The organism is Mucilaginibacter sp. P5_A6, assembly GCF_056400585.1.
Genome location: NZ_JBFUKZ010000001.1, coordinates 53072 through 69263 on the forward strand (window position 1 = coordinate 53072; position 16192 = coordinate 69263).

Genomic DNA, 16192 nt, shown 5'->3' on the forward strand with positions numbered 1-16192 from the left:
GATGTTTAAAAACGGTAGGTATAAGCACTCATTAATTGTGTGTGCTGTTACCCTTGCTTTCTATTTGTTTAATTAAACGATAGCTTATTGTTGCAAACAACGCAAAAACAAAATGGGCGGGCACCAACTGGGTATAGTATTTAGTATACCTGATCCACGGCGGAGCGGGATGTAATTTAAAAGTGAGTTTCCATACCCCAACGGCTAAAGCGCCACTAATACTGCCAAGTATTAAAGCATTCTTTAATGAGGGCTTTATCTTTTTCCGTTCCCATAGTTCGGTAAAAGCCGCTGCAAATATTAACCCAACCGCATAATGTGCAGCCCATCCCTGCGCCTGGTTCAGTTTTTTAGTGCCTGGTAGCAGGCGGTGTATTAGTGTGCCCAGATGCTCGGGCTCACTATAATTTTCCTTTTCAATAAGCGAAACCAGGTAGCTGAACAGTGTCATAAAGCTGGTACCGGCTACGCCCGAAATCGCTATTTTCTCCAACTTATTCATCCTTTTTGAATTTTTGTAAGCTTTTATCAGCAGGGCCGTTCAGTACTTCGCCATTTATATCATACCGGGTTCCGTGGCAGGGGCAGTCCCAGCTTTTTTCTTCCGGGTTCCAGTTTACAATACACCCAGCATGGGTACATACAGGGCTAAGGGCATGAACGTTTCCAGCGGTATCGCGATAAACCGCTATTTTTTTACCATCCACTTCAATTACTTTACCGCTATCAGGGCGCAGGCGCTTTAAAGAGTCGGTTTCAGGTATATTAAATCTATCTGCTACCAAATGATAAGCTACATCTGAGTTTTCTTTTACAAATTCAGTAAAACCAGCAATTGGTTTAATCCGCGCCGGGCTAAAAACGGCCGTATACTTATTTTCTTTCCCTGATACCAAATCGCTTAGTATTTTAGCAGCTACCGAACCCAGCATCATGCCATTACCGTTGTAGCCGGTTGCACAATAAACACCGTCAGAAGCTTCGGGCATCTGGCCGATATAAGGAAACCCATCTACCGGAACATAATACTGGGACGACCAGCTATATTTCACAGAAGAAACACTATAATGTTTACGAATATATTTTTCCAGGTCGGCAAAAGCTTTTTCAGGATCATCGTGTCCGGTTTTATGATCATTGCCGCCGGCTATCAATAGCGGTTCGCCATCAATGATATGTGTTCTGAAGTAATGGTAAGGCTCTTCCATATCATAAATGAGCGCATTGGGATAGGTACCGCTTTTCAGCTTAACAGCCAATACGTAACTACGGTAAGGTGCACAACGAAAATTAAATGAGGTAATGCCTGGCGGGATATGGGTTGAATAAATAACTTTTTTAGCCTTAATACGCAATAAACCAGCCGCCGCTATATGGATGCCATTATCGCTGCTCAGTTGATTGATCCTGGTGTTTTCTAAAATGGTTCCTCCCGCTTCCAGGAAAGACTTTTCCAGGCCGAGTAAATATTTTAGTGGATGAAACTGCGCCTGGCCATCAAATAATAATGCTTTTTGAAATGGTATGGGGGTTGGTACATTATCCGTGTATTGGACAGGCACACCTACATTAACGGCGCCTGCATATACATCGTCCAGTTGTTTGGCCTGGTCTTCATCTTCGGCATATAAATAACCAGCCCGGCTTTCATAATCACAGTCAATACGGTACGTTTTTATATTTTGCTTAATAATCCCGAAACCTTCATTTATAGCATCTGCAAATAAAATGGTGCCCTCTGTTCCAAACGCGTCTTCTGCTTCCTTGTATGTAGTGTCGGCAAAGGTATTGATATGCGCGCTGGTGCCGCCGGTGGTTCCAAAACCAATATTGCGGGCCTCTGCCAGCAATACCTTTTTACCCGCATTTTGCAACAATAATGCCGCCGATAATCCGGTAATGCCGCCTCCGGCTACCAGGCAATCATAAATAGCAGCAGGATCAAATTCGGAGTGCGCCGCTGCCAATGGGGGCAAAGCTTCCTGCCAGGGACTTTCCCGAAGCCCATCTCTTGAATTGGATGTATATGCTTTTGTTTTCATGCTAAAAATTATACAATGGAGGAGCTATTCTGTTTTCTTTTTTAAAGTATGTAATGTTATTATTGGAAATTAACTTAATTAAAAAGATATTTTTCATCTGATAAGACAGGCCTAACCCCGTAATAATTTAGAGCAAGTAGATGGAATAAATGTGTTGGAGCCTACCTGGCGATAAAGGACTCCAATATGAGTTACGGCGGGGGATCGGCATATTAAACAGTTCATAATTTAACCGATCTTTTCAAACGGGTATTTGCCTTTTATATGGTGATTTAAATAAATTCCTTTAGCGCCCGAAGCTTTCATTTCCCTATAAATGGTTTCCGGAACGTGGTGATATTCATAAATTGCCCCAGATACATACGTTATTTTTAATGTCAACGAAGCAGCATCATAGCTTATAACCGAAATAACTGAAGATGGCATGACTACAGTTTTTAATACGATCAGGATAGTTCATTAATGAGTAATTGCGCTACCTTGTCTATTGTTTGCAATACAATTTCTTCTGGCGATCCTTTATAAACGTCCCTGGTGGCCAGGTGCTTCCCTTTAATCCAAACGTGAATAAACATTGTGCCTACGGGTTTTTCAAGTGTTTCGCTGCCGCCGGGCATGGTTAGTCCGGTAACGGCTACCTGTATATCTGCCTTCATCAAATTTCCCAACCGTACGGCAAGTTCTTTGGTTATTTCTGCCGATTCCGGTGTGTATTTCTCTACCAGTTCTGCAGGCACTCCTAAAACATCCTGCTTGATACAAGCGTCGTAACAAACAATACCGCCCTTTAATATATCACCGCACTCCGGGATCAGGGAAAATTCAGCAGAAAGACGGCCGGCAGTCGCGCTTTCTGCAAAGGCAATAGTAAGGTGTTGTTCTTTAAGTAACCGTTGGCAGTTAATAAGCAAATTTGATGGCATGGTATAAATAAATATTATTGCTTCAATAACAGTTATCCCGTACCAAAGGTTTGACCAGTCAATATCAGAACGTTAGTGCTGGTACCGCTTTGTGTAATCGTCATTGGGCCGGAATGAATAGACGAATTGGCGGATAGAGCCGATGAGGGGGGAAATGTGGGTTTTAATTTTAAAGCACCGAGATAACTATCGGGCTAAGCGGGAAGTACTTGCAGTAACAAAGGGATGGCGACTATTTAATTATACAACCATTACTGTTCATTATCGATAAGACCCTGACAAAACTCCCGCAGTTTAATGTCTCTTGTTTCATCTGCCCCAATTTGTTTTACCAATGGGAGGTACTTGCTTTTATGGTAACGTAAAAGCCCCGAAATACACTCAACATAAGTTAAAAAGAAATCTCCTCGTTCTTCCAGTTTTTGCAGCTGGATTTTTTCTGCCGATTTGCCCGGGCTGAATTTTAACAAGCTCGCAGCCATCCAGGCAAGTTCGCCCGTGTAATTAATAATCCATGAGCCCAATTTGGAAACTAAGTTCTTTGGCGTGTCAAAGTCCTCGTCTTCCGGAAGCTCTCCTAATAATCCACTCGCGGCATACAAAAATTCGCATAACCAAACGTCACCTTTTTCGCCACGGCTAATTTGTAGCAGCAGTGGTTCAATAAACCTGGCGTTTTTAAGGAGGACCATTAAGGATGCAAAACTATTGCAGCTGTTTATTTTGTTTGGTTCGCTAATCAGGTCAATTATCTCTTGCTCAAACGTCTCTGAGTTATCAATCAAAATTTCGTAGAGGGTGGTTAGCTTGTCGTTTATATCGGGCATGGTTTGGGGTTGTAGGTGTGATTGGGCTAAGGTATTATATGAAGTATGATTATTGGACTAATATAAAAACATCAAAGCGGACTTTTATAGTTGCAGGAGCGATTTGGGCTTGAGTGGACAATACTCGCGATCATCTTACACAAACGCAGCTTTGGGGAACCACGACGGCCTTGTACAACCGCAGGTTCCTCTCCGAGAGAACCCGCGGGGACTGCATAAGCCACAGGTCACGAATTGTGCCAAGGGTGGCAATGTTAACGCGGTTTTATTTGTATGCTATTGCCGCGCTTGATGGCCCTGCTAACGGAATGATTGACGTTGATTTAAACCCGACAATATTTGCCCACCTGTTAAAGTCGGCAAATGTGTAATCAAATCCTGTTCCTGTTTCAATAAGCATATTCAAACTCATCATCATGCCAAAAGCATTTTGCTTTCTTTCATCATCTATTATGCCTTCAATAGCTGCAAATGCCCCGCCCACTGGGAGTGCGTCATAAGCTTTTCTCATTAATGATATTTTATTTTCTTCGTCCCAATCATGCAGGATATTTCCCATTACCACAATGTCTGCATTGGGTATTGGCATTGTGAAGAAGTCGCCGCTTGCGGTTTTTACACGATCCGATAAGCCAAATTGCTGTATGGTAGCGTTTGCAATAGGCTCAATCGGTGGCAGGTCAAAACTTGTACAATGCATATGGGGGTTATGTTTTGCAACCATAAGTGAAAGCAACCCCGCCGAACCGCCTACATCAATCAGCGTTTTATATTTTGTAAAATCATATTTTTGAGCAAAGGCCATAAAATTACCCATTTGGATACCGGTCATTGCATTGGTAAATTCTTTTAATTTTTCAGGGTCCTTGTATATCAAACCGAAAAAATCTTCACTTCTTTTTGCTTCGTTTTGCGGAAGCCCGGTAAGCAGCCCCTCGCCGAGGTTACCCCAAAATGCATATAAACGATTGTTCATCATTTCAAGGATCCCTCCAATATAAGATGGTTTGTTTTTATCTAAAAATGTATCTGTGTCCACAGTATTTGAATAAATAGCGGTATCCAAAATGCCTTCACGCTTTAAAAAACCAAACACGGTTAAAGCATCTAAAAAATCATAAACATTCCTGTCTGTACATTTAAGCCCCAACATGTCTTTTACTTCTTTGGCCTTCATCGTTTTCTTTTCGGCAAGCGTGGTGAATAATTGAAAACTCACTGCAGTTAAAAGAATTTTTGAGGCCCAAAAGCCCGTGCCAATTTTCATAATGTTTTCTGGTGATGGCTGGTTAGTTTGCTGTTCCATTTTTTTATCTTATTAATTGTCGGTTTAATAAATTGGTTTGCCTGCCAGGGAATGCTACCGGGAGGCAGGTAAAAATTGGGTTATCTAAAATACGGCGATTTAATTTGAAATAAGAATAAAAGAATATTTGATAAACGGCCGAATCACCCCTCTATAGTTTCCCTTTGACGCCAAAAGGCTAATAATTAATTATGGTTATTACTGGTGTCTTCCTGAACTTCAAAGCAACCTTTTGCCCAGCGGTTACGAATACAACTAAAGTCACCCATTAATAAAAAGAATGAGCCTAAAAACCGATCTGCATTTAAAGCTGAACGCTTTTGCCCAAAAGGGAAAGTGGAATAATACCCTGGTAAAAATTATTACTGCCCCATTGTTTTGGATTTTACTTGTCAGTGGCGTTGTGCGGGCAATTTATTATTCGGTTTTATTAACCACCCGTGCGGTTGATACAGCAACTTATATTAACTACCCCGCCAATATTTTAAAAGGCGAAACCGATCGTCTGCGTACGCCGGTGTACCCGTACTTTGTCAAATTGGTGAAGCTGTTTGGTGAGCAAAATTTGATGGATCATGTGGTTGTTGCACAAATCATTATTTCATTTCTCGCGATCATTTTGTTTTATAATGTGGTGAAGATTTGTTTCAAGCAAAGCGGCGTAGTATTTTCTGCAACATTATTATATGGGGTACTGCTACCCGTCATCAATTTTGATAAGATGGTGCTCACCGAATCGCTCTCCATCAGCTGTTGCCTGCTGGTTATCTATATGGGGGTTAAATACCTGCAACGGCCGGGCAGTGGCAAGGCATGGGCGCTCACCTTGTTTGCTTTTGTTTGCATCATGTTGCGGCCATCATTTGTTTATTTATTGCCGTTGATTGTTGTGTTTTGGATTTCGAGGTTGCTTTTCTTCCGCAAAGACTGGAAAATGTGCCTTTCCGGGCTGACTGCCTCTGTAGTTGTTATGTTGTTAATAATGGGTTATTCTCATCTAAACAAAAAGAATCACAATTTTAACGGCATTTCCGTGGTAAGTAATAATAACGAAATGGCGGTCATCGTCATTGCTAATATTTATCAATATGGTAATGACCCCGAAATTACCGCAGCCATAAAAGCTAATCTTGATCTGCAGCAAAAAAACACCGGGAAGCCCAGTAAGGGCGAGAATGTGATGCTGAAATTTGAACCCGACCGGATACATCAATTCATCGTGGCGTGTATTAAAAATCAGCCGGTTGCTTTTGCTTTGGCTATCGGTGGCAAACTTATCGATTTACAAACACTCAATATATTCACCAATTACGCCGATCATAAGCTCTGTTTTCTGGCCTTTCGGATGAATAATATCGAGTACATGTTATTTTGTGTGACGTTTAATATCCTCTATATTTTTATCGTGGTTACTTTGATGATGATTATTACCGGATGGCTCAAGAAAAAACAAATACCCTGGTTTAGCCTGTTATTGTGGCTACTAATTTTTGCACAGGTGGCAGTAGCTATTATCGGTGGATATTCCGAATACCCCCGCCTAATTTTACCCGCTATGCCTGCCCTTATCATTCTCTTGTTTTCATACATCGATAAAATCAGCTTCGCAACAGATCGTAATAAATTAAAAAGTTACCCGATAACCATCTAAATTTATCTAATTAACGGCCGGGACTAAGGAGTCTCGGCCAGCTTACTTAACAGCTGTGAACGTAAGCGTTAAAGATCAGGGTCTTATAGCTTTACCCATTCACTTAGAAACAAAACGGGAACTCTTTTATGGCTGATTGGATTGCGCGGCAGGTTACTCACCGATGGATCGTGCAATACGGAAACCCAAATCGTCAATTTTAAAACTTGTTGGATGACTTCGCCTGCGATTTGTCGACATACAGCCCCTTTCTTCATCGCACCAGCCACCCCCGCGAAAAATGCGATAAGAGCCATAAACGGTTTCATCATACACGTCAGAACACCACTCCCAAACATTACCCAGCATGTCATATAATCCCCAGGGATTTGGTGTTTTCATTCCAACCTTATGCGTTGTTTGTCCTGAATTTTTTTTGTACCAGGCAATGTCATCAATCCCGCCGTACCTTATTCCATCCGTGCCTGCCTTACAGGCATATTCCCATTCCGCTTCAGAAGGAAGTCTATAGCCTTCAGTATTTAAATTATATACGATATTGCCCGATGGCTCTAAAATATAGAAAGGTTCAAGACCTGTTTTGATAGAAAGCTTATTACAAAACAATACGGCATCTTTCCATGATACATTTTCAACAGGGTTCTCATCCCCATTAAATACACTGGGGCTTTCTTTTATAATGTCATAGTAAATAGCCTGTGTTACAGGATATTTAGCTAATAAAAACGGTTGTATTTCTACTTTCCAGCTATGCTTTATACGATCATCTCTTAAAGTAATTTCCCCTAAGGGAATTCGCACCATTCCGCTAATTATTTTTTCAATGTCTATAATATCGTTAATGCTGTCCACTATAATTTACCGGTATTGCAATTAATTTTAAATGTATAAAAAATAAACAAAAGCCTCCGGGTTTTATCTGAAGGCTTTTCAAATGATCTTTCCCACGCTGTTCCCATGGATGGGTTAAAATGTGGCCGCACATTACAAAAGCCAAACTCTTTTTTATGATTGATTTGCACAATCCCGCGGGTTTAAGAGGTCTTTAATTGCACCAATTGATGCCTGATCAAATATTGCATTGATTCTTTTACAACCATGTTGGTATTTGTGGGGTTAAAGCCTAATTCTTTTCTCGATTTTGTTAAACAGAAGTCCTGTTGCAATCCTGAAAACATAGCAATGTCTTTAGTGCTCAATAATGGTGCTTTCCCATTCATTTTACTTCCTAATTCCATTAACCAGGCAATAACAAATAAAATAAGTTTTGGCACTGCTACCGGTAATTTGATTTTAAATTCGGGGAAAAGCTGTTGTGCCATTTTAGTAGTATCTTTAATAGATGTACATTTTTCATTTGCCAGGATATACCTTTCTCCGTTGATTCCTTTAGTTGCCGCTAAATAACAACCTTCGGCAACATCTTTTACATCTACCCAGTTAAGCGCAATATTAGTTTCTACCGGGATTTCCTTTTGCAGAATTAACCTGAGAATATTGTACGATACATTTAATGGCGCAAAAGCTTCACCTCCTATCATAGCCGATGGCAATACAGCTACCAACTCTATATTAAATTCCTTTGCAAGTTTAAAAGCCAGTTGTTCGCCGTCGTTTTTTGAGTTATAGTACACATCCCTGCGATCTGGGTTATAGCCGTAACTTTCCTTTGCCGGGATGGTGGTATAATTTAACGCGGCTATTGAACTCACGTATACAATTCTTTTGACCCCAGCCTCTGCGGCTGCTTCTATCATGTTCCTGGTGCCCCGGATATTTACATCATAAATTTCTTTTTGGGGATCTCTGGCCCAGAGCTTAAACGCGGCGCCTACTGCATAAAAGGTATCTACACCTTGCAGTGCCCTCACCAACGATTGCTTATCAGTAATGTCTGATTGAACCACCTCACAATCCAAACCTTCAAAAGGTTTTTTATTATTAATGTTCCTTACCGATGCACGAACCGCAATGCCTTTGCTGATCAGGAGTCGTACTAAATTGTTGCCAAGGTGCCCATTTGCACCGTTAACCAATGATAGTTGCTGATTTTCCATTTGCTTATTTTTTCTATAATTAATGGTTCAAATCTGCCAACTATAAAAGCTAATCCACTTGACAAATGTTAGGAAAGCATCCGTTTGCGGATACGGCTCAAACTTTCGGGTTTCATGCCCAGAAACGAAGCTATGTATTGCACCGGGACATGGTGGATGATAGCCGGATAGTTTTCGATAAGTTTTTTATATCGTTGCTCTGCTGTTAATGTGGCAAGTTCTTTTGAACGGTTCTCGTTGTAAGCTATAGACTGCTGAAATACTTCAATACTGAAATCTTTAAACGCGGCGCTTTTACTGGTTAGTCTGTCTAAATTGGGTTTTGTGATCCTAAGCAGTTCACATTCCGTAATACATTCTACACTTTCATCAGCTTTAGTTTGATTAATAAAATGAAAGTAAGAAGTTAAAAAGCCCGGCGGACAATTAATATGAGTTGTTACTTCGTCGCCATTTTCATTGTAATGAAAAATACGCATAAAGCCTTTTACAACAAAATACAAGTATTGGGGTATGTATCCGGCTTGTTCAACAATTCTGTTTTTAGGCAACAACACCGGCTCAAAACATGCTTTGCATAAATCATTATCAGCTGCTGTTAGCGGTCCCTTTTGAGATATTATATTTAGTAAGTGCTTGTGCATACCACCAAGTTATCAATAAATAACACGATTCTGCCGAAGGATCTTGTTTTGCGGAAAAGCATTTCACGGGTAAGTATTCGCATGTTCGTCTGCTCCGCGGAATGAAAACTTCAATCTCAGTTAACCAATTGCTTTTTAAACTGGTTGGGGCTGATGCCGGTTTCCTTTTTGAAAAGCCTTGAAAAATAGGGTAGGTTTTCGAACCCGAGCTGGTAGGCTATTTCAGATACGCTTTGGTCATCGCCCATGAGGCGGTTCTTGGCTTCGTTTACCAGGTAAATATGGATCAGTTCGATGGCGGTTTTGCCGGTTTCCTGCTTCAACAGATCGCTCAGGTAACGGGGAGATAGGTTGAGGCGCGATGCCAGCGTGCTTACCGAAGGCAGGCCCTGGGTAACCAATAAGCCGTTTTTAAAATAGGCGGCCAAAGCATCATTAAATTTCGACACCGTTTTGCCCGATAGCTCGCGCCGGTTGATAAACTGGCGCTTGTAAAACCGCTGCGAATATTTGAGCATCGAATCAATGTGCGTAAGCATAATGTCGCGGCTATACTCGTCGGTATTGTTGCGGTATTCGGCATCTATTTTATGATACAGGTCCCACATGGTTTGTTCTTCCTGCGGCGAAAGGTGCAGCGCCTCGTTGGCCTCGTAATCAAAAAAGGCGTATTTATTGATCTCGGTATGCAAAATATGACCGTTCAGAAAATCCTCGTGGATGAAGATGACAAAGGCATCGTCCTCATATTCAACGCTGTTAAATTCCATGATCTGGCGGGGTTTTACAAACATCATGCTGCCGTTATCATGATCATACCGGGTGCGGCCGTACATAATAACGCCCGACTTGAGCTTTTTAAACCCTATCATATAAAAATCGGATGTAAACTCCCGGTTGCCGAACGAACAGGTATGTACGCATCTTTGTACGCTGATAAGTGGGTTCTCGGGCGGGGCAAAGCCGTTGAAGCGGTGCATATCGGCTAAATTTTTAAAATGCTGCATGATCAAAAAAGGTTAAACAAATTTACGCCGAATTTCGGCGTAAATTGTGTCAGTATAATACCATTAAATATTTATTTACCGTGTGCTGCTGCCGATACCTCGCTCCAGCTATCCCACTCGGCATAACGGCTTTCATAAACCTGTTTAATCCAGGGGTAAGCCTGGCTGCCCAGGAATAAACGCAGGGGAGGGTTTTCACTGTCGATCAACTTTAGCACCGCATCATTAGTTGCTTCGGGAATACCAAAAATATCATCGGTTAAGCCAGCCTGGAAAGCTGCCCGCAAGCCATCATACTCCGGCATCTCGGTGGTATGTGCCGATGAAGCACCTGCCCAATCCGTGGCAAAACCGTTAGGCTCTATCAGCGTTACGTTAATGCCAAAACCCTTTACCTCGGCAGCCAGGGTTTCGCTCAAGCCCTCTACCGCAAATTTTGAGGCATTGTATAAGCCCAGCACAGGCAGGGTAACCTGGCCCAGTACGCTCGATACCTGGATGATGTGGCCGTGCCCCTGTTGGCGCATTACAGGTAATACCGCTTGTGTAAGCCATAGCAAGCCAAAAAAGTTGGTCTCCATTTGTTCGCGGGCTTCCTGCTCGGTAGTTTCTTCAACGCTGCCAAATAAGCCGTAACCGGCGTTATTGATCAACACGTCAATACTGCCAAAATGTTCCTTTGCTTTATTGATGGCCGCGAAACCGGCAGCACGGTCGTTCACATCCAGTTGCAGGGGTAAAATATTGTCGCCGTATTTGCTTACCAGGTCATCCAGGGTACGCAGGTCGCGGGCTGTTGCTATTACTTTATCGCCGCGTTGCAGTAGTGCATCGGCCCATAATTTACCAAAGCCACGTGAGGCGCCGGTAATAAAAATTGTTTTTGCCATTGTTTTGTTGTTTTAATTATGACACAAATGTAGAGTGCCTTTTGCCGCCCGATTTATACGGAAGTGGGGAAGAATGATACATTTTTACGTAGGTGAGGGTGGATGGTAATGGGAGTGTCATGATGAGGGGAAAATTGATAAATGCTGTTCCCTCGGTCTCCAATGTCAGGAAGTCAAAAGGTTTTTCACGCGAAGACGCAGAGACGCAATTGATTTGCTTATTTTTGATTTGCGCCTTAGCGTTTTTGCGTGAAATTATCTCAGGCTGTTTTTCATACCTTGATAGCATCCGAGAGACCCCGCGGGGACGGATTATGAAAAACGATGCAAATGAAACGGTAGCCGTAGCTAACGGCTGTGCCGTTTGCTAAAATATAAAATCAATGATTCATGAATGATGCTTCGACTAAAGTTCCTTCCCCTGATTTGCCGGGAGAAACTGCCACTCAATATGATCAATTCTTTGGTCCGTTATACTTTGAGCCATATGCTATAGAAGTTGCAAAACGAATTGACCCGGCCCCGGTTTCTATTGTACTGGAAATTGCGGCCGGAACAGGCCGTGTTACCCGCCATATCCGGGAACGAATTCCACCCCCGGTAAAACTAATCGCTTCAGATATTAGCGAGGATATGTTGGCCGTAGCCAAAAAAAAATTAAGCCATCTTGATATCGACTGGCAAAATATAGATGCCCAACAACTTCCTTTTGCCGACAATAGTATCGACATGGTTATTTGTTGCTTCGGGTATATGTTTGTTCCGGATAAGCCAAAGGCATTTGCAGAAGCATACCGGGTGCTAAAACCGGGTGGCTTATTTTTATTTACAACCTGGGATAAGCTGGAGAATAACGCTGCGTCCTATTCCTGCAGAACTATAGCACAGCAATATTTGGACGAGCCATTGCCCGAATCTTATAATCTGGCAACCTCGATGAGTGATGAAGCTGTCATAACACCATTATTACAGCATGCCGGGTTTGCAAAAATATCAATTGAAAAAGTACAACTTTTTGCCGTCAGTCCAACCGCAAAAGAAGCAACAAACGGTCTTGTAGCGTGGGGGCCTATTTATGAGGAGATCAAAAAGCGTAATCCTACCTGGATAGACGAGATAAAAATTAAGGTGGAAAAAGAACTTGCCGAAAAATTCGGAGCTGCTCCCATGATCGCTCCAATAAGCGCTGTAATCAGCCAGGCGCGGAAATAGTCAGTGTACTAATAACTTAACACTAATTGCTTGAACTCCCTGTAACACAAACGAACGTAACCGTACGGTTATGAACAGTGAACCCCGAAAAAAAACTATATAAATATTTTACAATCAATAAGTTAAAAAAATGGCATGATTTTGTAATGCAATTGGTTCAAAACATTATAGCTATGCTGAAGAACTATATTAAAACCGCCTGGCGAAACCTGTTTCGCAATAAGTTCTATTCGCTGATCAATATTGCGGGGCTCACCGCCGGGTTGGCTATAGGCATTTTGATATTGCTTTGGGTACAGGACGAATTAAGTTTCGATAGCTTCCATAAAAACGCCGATAACATTTACCGCGTAGAGCTTTTTGGCGGCACAGGCGCCAGTAAACAGATATGGCAAACTACGGTGGCGCCTATCGGCCCATTGGCTAAACAGGAACTCACCGATGTGCAGGAGCAGGTGCGCATTACTCCCAACTGGTTCTTCTCGCTATATAAATACAAGGAAAAAGTTTTTGGCGAACAAAACGTAGGCTTTGCCGATCCTTCCCTGTTCAGCGTGTTTGATTTTCCGCTTATTGAAGGCAATACCGCCAGGCCATTCCTTAATGATAACTCGGTTGTCATCACCAAAAAAACAGCGCAAAAATATTTTGGCACCGGGGATGCTTTAGGCAAAGTGATTGTGGCAGAAGGCAAGGAAAACTTTACCGTGAGCGGCGTTATTAACGATTTTCCGCTTAACTCCAGCATCAACTTTGATATGATTATGCCCATGAGTTACCACATTAAATATATACTGGTAAACGGCAAGGTGGATGCGAACACCGATTTCAATAATTATTCCTATCAAACTTATGTTAAATTAAAACCGGGCACATCGTTAAAAAAGCTCTCGGCCGACCTGTTCAAGATCCACATTAAGCACCGTGCCGAAGATACCGATGCCGACTACCTGTTGCTGCCTATCAATAAAATTCACCTGTACAATGCCGACGGCACCGACCACGGCATCCAAACGGTGCGCATTTTTGTCATTATAGCCCTGGTTATTTTACTGATAGCCTGCATCAATTATGTAAACCTTTCAACAGCGCGCTCGTTGCTGCGCGCCAAAGAGATCAGTATGCGTAAAATTATAGGGGCGGCCAAAATGCAGCTGTTTATGCAGTTCCTGGTCGAGACAGCCCTACTGTTCTTCATCGCCACGCTATTTGCCTTATTCACCATATACCTGCTGATGCCGGTATTTAACCAACTGGCCGGCAAACAATTGGTACTTAACCTGCTCGATCCTCATATCTGGCTTGTTATTGGTATCACCGTTATAGCAACGCTGGCTTTATCCAGTATTTACCCTGCGATGTTATTGTCCTCGTTCGAGCCGTTAAAAGCGCTTAAGGGCAAAATAAACGGCAGTATTGGCGATGCGCTGTTCCGCAAAATACTGGTGGTGGTGCAGTTTACCTTTTCGGTAGTGCTCATTGTGAGCACTTTGGTTATTACCCGACAATTGAAATACATCCAGTCAAAAAATTTGGGGTACGATAAAAGCCATGTTTTTGGGGTTTGGATGCGCGATGCGTCAAAACATTACGATGCCGTGCGGGCCGAGCTTTTAAAGCAGCCCGGTGTAGAAGGCGTAACCCGTGCAACCAGCAACATCATCAGCAGCAGCATGATCTCGGGCGATAATTCATGGGATGGCAAAGCACCGGGCCAAACCTTTATCCTGCACCCCATGGGGATAGATAAGGATTTCATCTCGTTTTTTAAGCTAAAAATGCAGCAGGGTAACACCTTCAGCGGCGCTGTAGCCGATTCGGCCCATTTTATACTTAACGAAGCCGCCGTAAAAGAGATCGGCCTTAAAAATCCCATCGGCAAGCGCTTCCGTTTCCAAAGAACCAACGGCACCATCATTGGCGTAGTAAAAGATTTTCATTTTGCCAGCCTGCGCGAAAAAATTGCGCCCGCTATTTTCTTTTACCGCCCGGCCGTTTACCAAACCCTGTATATAAAAACCAGCACTAATAACGCGGCCGGAGCCATAGCCGCGGCGGGTATTCAGTTTAAACAATACAACGGCGAGTTCCCTTTCAGCTATAACTTCCTGGACGAAATTTTCAACAACCTTTACCAGGGCGAGCAACGCGAAGGCACCCTGTTTAACTACTTTGCAGGCATGGCCATATTAATATCCTGCCTGGGCCTGTTGGGCCTGGCAGCCTACACTGCGCAGGTACGCACCCGCGAAATTGGTGTGCGCAAAGTATTAGGCGCATCTGTTACGGGCGTTATTGGCCTGTTGGCTAAGGATTTCATCAAGCTGGTACTCATTGCCATTGTTGTAGCTACTCCCTTGGCCTGGTACGCCATGAACAACTGGCTCGATGCCTTTGCCTACCGCATCCCTATTCACTGGACGGTTTTTGTACTGGCCGCGTTTATAGCTATCGTTATCGCTTTTGTTACCATCAGTTTTCAATCCGTCAAGGCAGCGCTGGCAAACCCGGTGAAAAGTTTGAGGAGCGAATAAGGTGTTTTTATCATAGTTTATGCAAATCCCGGATGTTTAATTGCATCCGGGATTTTGTATTTTATACGGGGGGCCTGTCGCCTAGCATAAACGCAGCTCTGGAAATTACGACTTACATTGTGCAACCGCTGGTTTCTACGAGCCCCCCCGTGGACGGAAGACTTCCCGCCATTTATCCCATAAAAAAAAGAAAATAAATTTGCGCAACTCAAAAGTTGCATATATATTTGCAACCTGCAGGTTGCTTAATTGAACTTTACAAAATGAAACAAGACATATTCCAGGCTATAGCTGACCCGACACGCAGGGCTATTTTAACTTTAATTGCTATTCAGGCATTAACACCAAATGCCATGGCCCAAAAATTTGATATGAGCCGACAGGCAGTATCAAAACATATTAAAGTATTACACGAATGCGAATTGATTAAACCCGAGCAGAGTGGCAGGGAGATTTATTATCACTTTAATGCAAAAAAAATGCAGGAATTCGATAACTGGTTAGCCCAATTCAGGCAAAGCTGGGAAACTCAATTCAATCAACTCGACCAACTATTATCAACAATTAAAAAAACAGAAAAATGAACAATGATTTGCTATTTGATTTTAACGTTGACAAAGCAGCGAAAACGGTTTATATAACCAGGGAATTTAATGCCGGACAGTCTTTAGTATGGGATGCCTTTACCAAAGCCGAACTGCTTGACCAATGGGGCGCACCTGCACCTATGCGAGCCAAAACCAAGTATATGAATTTTGAAGTAGGCGGGCGGCGATTTTACGCGATGATAAGCCCCGATGGGCAGGAACGTTGGTCGGTGCAGGAATTTACATCGATTACCCCGAAAACCAATTTTAAGATGTACAACGCGTTTGCAGATAAAGACGAAAACCGTGAACTGCCGGGTTCTGAGTGGGATTATAATTTCAGCGAACAAAATGGAATAACCAAAGTGGACATTACCATTTTTAATGAATCGTTTGAGCGATTGGAGAAATTATTGGAGGGCTTCAAAATAGGCTTTACCATGACATTAAAAAACCTGGAAGATCTGTTAGCAACTTTATCGCAGAAATCATAAGCAGAAAATTGTCAATCC

General features: G+C 42.6%; 16 protein-coding genes. 5 read left to right on the forward strand and 11 right to left on the reverse strand.

Annotated features, from left to right (window positions below; all coding sequences use genetic code 11):
- Window positions 1-31: 31 nt before the first annotated feature.
- The 6 genes from AC1DO4_RS00275 to AC1DO4_RS00300 form a co-directional block, all read right to left on the reverse strand.
- On the reverse strand, window positions 32-502 hold the full coding sequence (locus AC1DO4_RS00275) for a hypothetical protein (RefSeq protein ID WP_477411849.1): 471 nt from the start codon (window positions 500-502) through the stop codon (window positions 32-34).
- On the reverse strand, window positions 495-2042 hold the full coding sequence (locus AC1DO4_RS00280; RefSeq protein ID WP_477411851.1) for an FAD-dependent oxidoreductase: 1548 nt from the start codon (window positions 2040-2042) through the stop codon (window positions 495-497). The genes AC1DO4_RS00275 and AC1DO4_RS00280 overlap by 8 nt, the downstream gene beginning before the upstream one ends.
- A gap of 228 nt (window positions 2043-2270) precedes the next feature.
- Window positions 2271-2468: a KTSC domain-containing protein gene (locus tag AC1DO4_RS00285; protein ID WP_477411853.1), complete on the reverse strand. Its 198-nt coding sequence runs from the start codon at window positions 2466-2468 to the stop codon at window positions 2271-2273.
- 20 nt (window positions 2469-2488) lie between these two features.
- Window positions 2489-2965: a CinA family protein gene (locus AC1DO4_RS00290; protein WP_477405015.1), complete on the reverse strand. Its 477-nt coding sequence runs from the start codon at window positions 2963-2965 to the stop codon at window positions 2489-2491.
- Window positions 2966-3216: 251 nt separating this feature from the next.
- Window positions 3217-3792: a hypothetical protein gene (locus AC1DO4_RS00295; protein WP_477411855.1), complete on the reverse strand. Its 576-nt coding sequence runs from the start codon at window positions 3790-3792 to the stop codon at window positions 3217-3219.
- A gap of 265 nt (window positions 3793-4057) precedes the next feature.
- Complete coding sequence (locus AC1DO4_RS00300; protein ID WP_477411857.1) at window positions 4058-5098, reverse strand: methyltransferase; 1041 nt, start codon at window positions 5096-5098, stop codon at window positions 4058-4060.
- Between the two features lie 280 nt (window positions 5099-5378).
- Between AC1DO4_RS00300 and AC1DO4_RS00305 the strand changes: the two genes are divergently transcribed.
- Complete coding sequence (locus tag AC1DO4_RS00305) at window positions 5379-6749, forward strand: glycosyltransferase family 39 protein (RefSeq protein WP_477411859.1); 1371 nt, start codon at window positions 5379-5381, stop codon at window positions 6747-6749.
- Window positions 6750-6902: 153 nt separating this feature from the next.
- On the opposite strand, the gene AC1DO4_RS00310 is transcribed toward AC1DO4_RS00305, so the two are convergent.
- The 5 genes from AC1DO4_RS00310 to AC1DO4_RS00330 all read right to left on the reverse strand — a co-directional run bounded on the left by AC1DO4_RS00310 (window position 6903) and on the right by AC1DO4_RS00330 (window position 11347).
- Complete coding sequence (locus AC1DO4_RS00310; RefSeq protein ID WP_477411861.1) at window positions 6903-7553, reverse strand: formylglycine-generating enzyme family protein; 651 nt, start codon at window positions 7551-7553, stop codon at window positions 6903-6905.
- A gap of 230 nt (window positions 7554-7783) precedes the next feature.
- Complete coding sequence (locus AC1DO4_RS00315; RefSeq protein ID WP_477411863.1) at window positions 7784-8806, reverse strand: NAD-dependent epimerase/dehydratase family protein; 1023 nt, start codon at window positions 8804-8806, stop codon at window positions 7784-7786.
- A gap of 68 nt (window positions 8807-8874) precedes the next feature.
- The gene (locus tag AC1DO4_RS00320; protein WP_477411865.1) at window positions 8875-9450 is read right to left on the reverse strand and encodes a Crp/Fnr family transcriptional regulator; all 576 of its coding nucleotides are present in this window, start codon (window positions 9448-9450) and stop codon (window positions 8875-8877) included.
- A gap of 116 nt (window positions 9451-9566) precedes the next feature.
- The gene (locus AC1DO4_RS00325) at window positions 9567-10457 is read right to left on the reverse strand and encodes a helix-turn-helix domain-containing protein (protein WP_477411867.1); all 891 of its coding nucleotides are present in this window, start codon (window positions 10455-10457) and stop codon (window positions 9567-9569) included.
- A 71-nt stretch (window positions 10458-10528) separates the two neighbouring features.
- Window positions 10529-11347, reverse strand: coding sequence for an SDR family NAD(P)-dependent oxidoreductase (locus AC1DO4_RS00330; RefSeq protein WP_477411869.1), 819 nt, complete (start codon window positions 11345-11347; stop codon window positions 10529-10531).
- Window positions 11348-11737: 390 nt separating this feature from the next.
- Between AC1DO4_RS00330 and AC1DO4_RS00335 the strand changes: the two genes are divergently transcribed.
- The 4 genes from AC1DO4_RS00335 (at window position 11738) to AC1DO4_RS00350 (ending at window position 16174) form a co-directional block, all read left to right on the forward strand.
- On the forward strand, window positions 11738-12559 hold the full coding sequence (locus AC1DO4_RS00335; RefSeq protein WP_477411871.1) for a class I SAM-dependent methyltransferase: 822 nt from the start codon (window positions 11738-11740) through the stop codon (window positions 12557-12559).
- Between the two features lie 173 nt (window positions 12560-12732).
- Complete coding sequence (locus AC1DO4_RS00340) at window positions 12733-15093, forward strand: ABC transporter permease (RefSeq protein ID WP_477411873.1); 2361 nt, start codon at window positions 12733-12735, stop codon at window positions 15091-15093.
- 263 nt (window positions 15094-15356) lie between these two features.
- Window positions 15357-15677, forward strand: a complete 321-nt coding sequence (locus AC1DO4_RS00345; RefSeq protein WP_477411875.1) for an ArsR/SmtB family transcription factor — start codon at window positions 15357-15359, stop codon at window positions 15675-15677.
- Window positions 15674-16174: an SRPBCC family protein gene (locus AC1DO4_RS00350; RefSeq protein ID WP_477401747.1), complete on the forward strand. Its 501-nt coding sequence runs from the start codon at window positions 15674-15676 to the stop codon at window positions 16172-16174. The genes AC1DO4_RS00345 and AC1DO4_RS00350 overlap by 4 nt, the downstream gene beginning before the upstream one ends.
- The last annotated feature ends 18 nt before the right edge of the window (window positions 16175-16192 follow it).